Genomic DNA, 4,670 nt, shown 5'->3' with positions numbered 1-4,670 from the left:
GGCGCGATCGCGGCAGTTTTTCGGGTGGTTTGTTGCTGTTTTTACCTGTCTGCTGCCGTGATCGCGCTGAACGCGTTTAAGCGGTACGCGCAATGCGACGTTATGGTAAATACGGAGTATTTTAATTGCGGGCCTTTGTTGTATATCTCTGTCGTTTGTCCCCGGGGGGAAGCATTACTGCTAACAAGTCCCGTGAGAAAACTGCGCAATCGTATTGCGCACCATGAACCTATTCTCAACCGCAATCTGGAGGATGATTTTGCTACGATAAAGAGAATTATCGCGTATCGGTGTCAGCATTCATTGGAGTGGATGCTGAAAAACCAGGTGTTACTCCCTCTACTTACACTTAAACCTCTCTAAAAATATAAGTAAGTACTATCGAGGGCTATCATGAACTATGGTGCCCTCTGAGCATAGCTACCCATTACTTCTTCTATGTCATTGAATAATTCATTTCTTAACTCTAAGTATTCTAGTAACTCCATTTCTAATGACTCTGTCGTGAACTTAAATCTAGAAGGATCTTTGATTGAGTTTACTAGTCTTGATAACGCTCTATATGTTTTGAGTGAAGGTTGCATTATAGATGGAAAGTATTTGAAAACCTCTTCATCTCTGTTGAAATTAACTAAAAACTTGTAGTCATCATTTATAAATCTCAAGCATACAGCGTCAAGCTTATCGCCTTTTCTTATTATTATTTCTTTATAGGAAAGATATTTTTCAGAAGATAAGTCCCACATCAAGCGAAAATCTCTCTTTGCGAACGAGTTCGCGTCATCATTGAAAAGAGATGATGTGATGGCTTTGGATAGACCTTCTGTGTTTATCTCTTTGTTGGATGGGTAGTAAATTTTATTAATTGCTTTCATTCTCTCAAATGATGAATATAGGTCATTATGCCACCTTGTTGAAATCACTCCTTTAGTTATATTCTCCTTGCTAAAATTAAGCCCTGTATCAAAAATAAATGCAGCCATCAGTGAATATGATATGTTTTTTATTAACTCAGACTTAAATGGTTCCGCTATGGAGTAGTACAGTGATAAAATAACTAAAAATAAAAGGTATTGTCTTACCTTTCCCGATGAGTATATGTAAAGGCGATATTTATTTATTGATAGTTTTATTTTGTATGGAATGATCTCATTTCTGTCATATCCTCTTCGTGGTGGAGCAAAACAAAAGAAACATGCAGCTATTAATAAAACAAAAAAGATGAACAGTGTAAGCAAGTTCGGCTCCTGTGTATGCTCACTATGCATGATTGTCTTGAGATCTAACGATCCTGAAGGTAGTCTTGTCCGTAAACGAAAAAACCGCCCAGCAAGGCGGCTTTTCGAAGGTTCTCAGAGCAGCAACTCTTTGAACCAAGGTAACTGGCTTGGAGGAGCACAGCCACCAAATCTGTCCTTTCAGTTTAGCCTTAACCGGCGCATAACTTCAAGACTAACTCCTCTAAACGGTTACCAATGGCTGCTGCCAGTGGCGTTTTTACGTGTCTTTCCGGGTTGGACTCAAGACGATAGTTACCGGATAAGGCGCAGCGGTCGGGCTGAACGGGGGGTTCGTGCACACAGCCCAGCTTGGAGCGAACGACCTACACCGGGCCGAGATACCAACAGCGTGAGCTATGAGAAAGCGCCACGCTTCCCGAAGGGAGAAAGGCGGACAGGTATCCGGTAAGCGGCAGGGTCGGAACAGGAGAGCGCACGAGGGAGCTTCCAGGGGGAAACGCCTGGTATCTTTATAGTCCTGTCGGGTTTCGCCACCTCTGACTTGAGCATCTGTTTTTGTGATGCTCGTCAGGGGGGCGGAGCCTATGGAAAAACGCCAGCGGCGCAGCCTTCTTCCTGTTCCTGGCCTTTTGCTCACATGTTTCTTTTGGCGTTATCCCCTGATTCTGTGGATAACCGCATCACCGTCTTTGAGTGAGCTGATACCGCTCGCCGCAGCCGAACGACCGAGCGTAGCGAGTCAGTGAGCGAGGAAGCGGAAGAGCGCCTGATGCGGCATTTTCTCCTTACGCATCTGTGCGGTATTTCACACCGCATATGGTGCACTTTTCTTATAATCCGCACTGATGCCACATAGTTAAGCCAGTATACACTCCGCTATCGCTACGTGACTGGGTCAGGGCTGCGCCCCGACACCCGCTAAAACCCGCTGACGCGCCCTGACGGGCTTGTCTGCTCCCGGCATCCGCTCACAGGCAAGCTGTGAACGTCTCCGGGAGCTGCATGTTTCAGTTGCTTTCACCGTCATCGCCGAAGCGTGCGAGGCAACTACGGTAGAGTTCGTCGGCGTGGTCGTGAAGTGATTCGCAGATGTCTGCCTGTTCGTCCGCGTCCAGCTCGTTGAGTTTTTCCAGCAGGGTCAGCGTCTGGCTTCTGATAAAGCGGGCCATGTTAAGGGCTGTTTTTTCCTGTTTGGTCATGGTCTTAAGGCTCCTTAATAGGGGATTTTTTAGGGGGAATGATACCGATGAAACGCGAGAAGATGCTCACGATACGGGTTAGCGATGAGGAGCACGCCCGGTTACTGGAACGCTGCGAGGGTAAACGACTGGCAGAATGGATGCGGCGGGTCTGTCTGGGGGAGCCGGTTGCGCGCACAGGAAAACTGCCGACACTATCGCCGCCATTGCTGCGGCATCTGGCTGCCATCGGGAACAATCTGAACCAGACAGCCCGGAAGGTGAACAGCGGCCACTGGTCTTCGATTGACCGGGTTCATGTGGTGGCCGCTCTGATGGCCATCGAGGGTGAATTGCGCCAGTTGCGGCAGGCTGTCAGGGAACAGGGGGGACGGGATGATAGTTAAATTTCATGCCAGGGGGAAAGGCGGTGGAAGTGGCCCGGTCGATTACCTGCTGGGGCGGGAGCGTAACCGCGAAGGCGCAACGGTGCTCCGGGGTAACCCGGAAGAAATCCGGGAACTCATTGATGCCACGCCATTTTCGAAGAAATACACGTCAGGCGTTCTGTCGTTCGCGGAGAAGGAGTTACCGCCGGGTGAACGCGAAAGAGTGATGACGAGCTTTGAGCGTGTTCTTATGCCCGGTCTCGAAAAAGACCAGTACAGCATTCTCTGGGTGGAACACCAGGATAAGGGGCGGCTCGAACTGAATTTTGTCATTCCGAACATGGAACTACAGAGCGGTAAGCGCCTCCAGCCGTACTACGACCGTGCGGACAGGCCGAGGATAAATGCCTGGCAGACGCTGGTTAATCATCATTACGGGCTGCGTGACCCGAACGCACCGGAGAACAGACGGACGCTTGTCACACCGAATAATCTGCCAAAAGCGAAACAGGAGGCCGCAGAAGCGATTACACGGGGTCTTGAGGCGCTTTACCGTGCCGGAGCAATAAAAACGCGTCAGGATGTCACTGAGGCGCTCACAGCGGCAGGTTTTGAGGTGGTGAGGACAACCAGAAGCAGTATCAGTATTGCCGACCCGGAGGGGGGGCGGAATCTCAGGCTAAAGGGGGCGCTGTATGAGCAATCTTTTACAAATGGGAACGGACTTCGAGAAGAAACTGAAAGAGCGAGCCGCTTCTACCGAGAACATGCTGAACAGCGAGTTCAGGAAGCTAGAAGAGTCTGTAGACAAGGCACTGAGCTTAAACAGGCAGAAAATCAGAGACGCTATCAGCGAACATACAACATCCGTGAAACAGCAACTGGATACGCTGAGCACCACCGTGAGCACGCAGCTCAGCACCACAGAGGCCGAACTGTCCCGGCAGCAGAAAAACCTGCTCTGGCAGGTGATCAAAGGGCGGGTACTGTTTCCGGCGCTGACCGCGCTCAGCGTCACGGGCGGCATTTTCCTGGGGTGCTGGGGGCTGATTCAGTGGCAGGAAAGCAGGATTGCGAAAAATATCTTGACCATCAGAGAGCAGGAAAACACGCTGGCGAAACTCGAGGCAAAAACCTGGGGGGTGACGTTCGTCAATGGCGAGAACGGGAAATTTCTGGTGCTGCCGGACGGGGTGAAAGGGGAAAACACCTGGACGGTGGGCGACAAGAACGCCGTGAGGCTGGTCAGGGAGTAAACGAGTATGACGGAACTGGAAGGGCATTTGCTGAACGCCTTAGAGCATTTGCAACAGGACTATATGCGGCGGCTGAACGAGTGGGAGAGCGCCTTCGCAGAATTGCAGAAGATGCACGCGGTTACGCAACAGAACAACGCGATACTGAACGAGCGTGTCGTGAACTTGAGTCAGCAGGTGCAGCTATTAGCCGGACAAGTCGACCGCTTGAGTCGGTTATTTATCACGAACAACAGATAAGGGATGAACAGGAGCGTCAGGCGCAGGAGCTTGCCCGGCGCTGGCATGAAGAGCAGGAACCCGAAGCGCGGATCTGGCGTGGCCCGTCAATGGGGATGTGACCGGGGTACCCCCTGAAATCGAGCCAGTTTGTGGCACGCCCTACCCGGATGGCGCCAATGTTAATGTACGTACATTAGCATTAACAATATCCAAACCTCCCCATTTTGCCCCGTTCGACGGCTGGAACGTGCGAAACTGATCGTCATTCAGTTTCGCGCATAACTATGCATGAGGTTAAAATTTACCAGGCGCGATCGCGGCAGTTTTTCGGGTGGTTTGTTGCTGTTTTTACCTGTCTGCTGCCGTGATCGCGCTGAACGCGTT

7 protein-coding genes and 1 pseudogene are annotated in these 4,670 nt (G+C 50.6%); 5 read left to right on the top strand and 3 right to left on the bottom strand.

The annotated features are described in order from the left end of the window. Positions 1 to 363, top strand: a 363-nt coding sequence (locus tag ACLJNW_RS22960; protein WP_252283512.1) for a hypothetical protein, incomplete at its 5' end; no start/stop codon positions are given. 35 nt (positions 364 to 398) lie between these two features. Here ACLJNW_RS22960 and ACLJNW_RS22955 read toward each other — a convergent pair. The 3 genes from ACLJNW_RS22955 to ACLJNW_RS22945 all read right to left on the bottom strand — a co-directional run bounded on the left by ACLJNW_RS22955 (position 399) and on the right by ACLJNW_RS22945 (position 2,440). Further along, positions 399 to 1,238: a hypothetical protein gene (locus ACLJNW_RS22955; protein ID WP_001354646.1), complete on the bottom strand. Its 840-nt coding sequence runs from the start codon at positions 1,236 to 1,238 to the stop codon at positions 399 to 401. Between the two features lie 191 nt (positions 1,239 to 1,429). Beyond that, entirely contained in the window at positions 1,430 to 1,579 is a 150-nt protein-coding gene (locus ACLJNW_RS22950; RefSeq protein ID WP_032194431.1) for a hypothetical protein, read from the bottom strand. A gap of 669 nt (positions 1,580 to 2,248) precedes the next feature. Continuing rightward, positions 2,249 to 2,440 (bottom strand): Rop family plasmid primer RNA-binding protein, encoded by a 192-nt coding sequence (locus tag ACLJNW_RS22945; RefSeq protein ID WP_000165986.1) that lies wholly within the window; start codon positions 2,438 to 2,440, stop codon positions 2,249 to 2,251. Between the two features lie 62 nt (positions 2,441 to 2,502). Here ACLJNW_RS22945 and ACLJNW_RS22940 point away from each other — a divergent pair, with 62 nt between their 5' ends. From ACLJNW_RS22940 to ACLJNW_RS22925, 4 genes and pseudogenes are all read left to right on the top strand, one after another. Further along, on the top strand, positions 2,503 to 2,826 hold the full coding sequence (locus ACLJNW_RS22940) for a MobC family plasmid mobilization relaxosome protein (RefSeq protein WP_001677263.1): 324 nt from the start codon (positions 2,503 to 2,505) through the stop codon (positions 2,824 to 2,826). Further along, positions 2,816 to 3,133: pseudogene (locus tag ACLJNW_RS22935) on the top strand (nuclease); the annotation flags it as partial. The gene ACLJNW_RS22940 and the pseudogene ACLJNW_RS22935, both read left to right, overlap by 11 nt. A 370-nt stretch (positions 3,134 to 3,503) precedes the next feature. Further along, on the top strand, positions 3,504 to 4,064 hold the full coding sequence (locus ACLJNW_RS22930) for an MbeB family mobilization protein (protein ID WP_000067488.1): 561 nt from the start codon (positions 3,504 to 3,506) through the stop codon (positions 4,062 to 4,064). A 6-nt stretch (positions 4,065 to 4,070) separates the two neighbouring features. Then, positions 4,071 to 4,304, top strand: a complete 234-nt coding sequence (locus ACLJNW_RS22925; protein WP_000137388.1) for an MbeD family mobilization/exclusion protein — start codon at positions 4,071 to 4,073, stop codon at positions 4,302 to 4,304. Positions 4,305 to 4,670: the final 366 nt, after the last annotated feature.

The organism is Salmonella sp. SAL4457 (genome assembly GCF_046548235.1).
Classification (GTDB): Bacteria; Pseudomonadota; Gammaproteobacteria; order Enterobacterales; family Enterobacteriaceae; genus Salmonella; species Salmonella enterica.
This window is presented reverse-complemented; position numbering and strand designations above follow the sequence as displayed.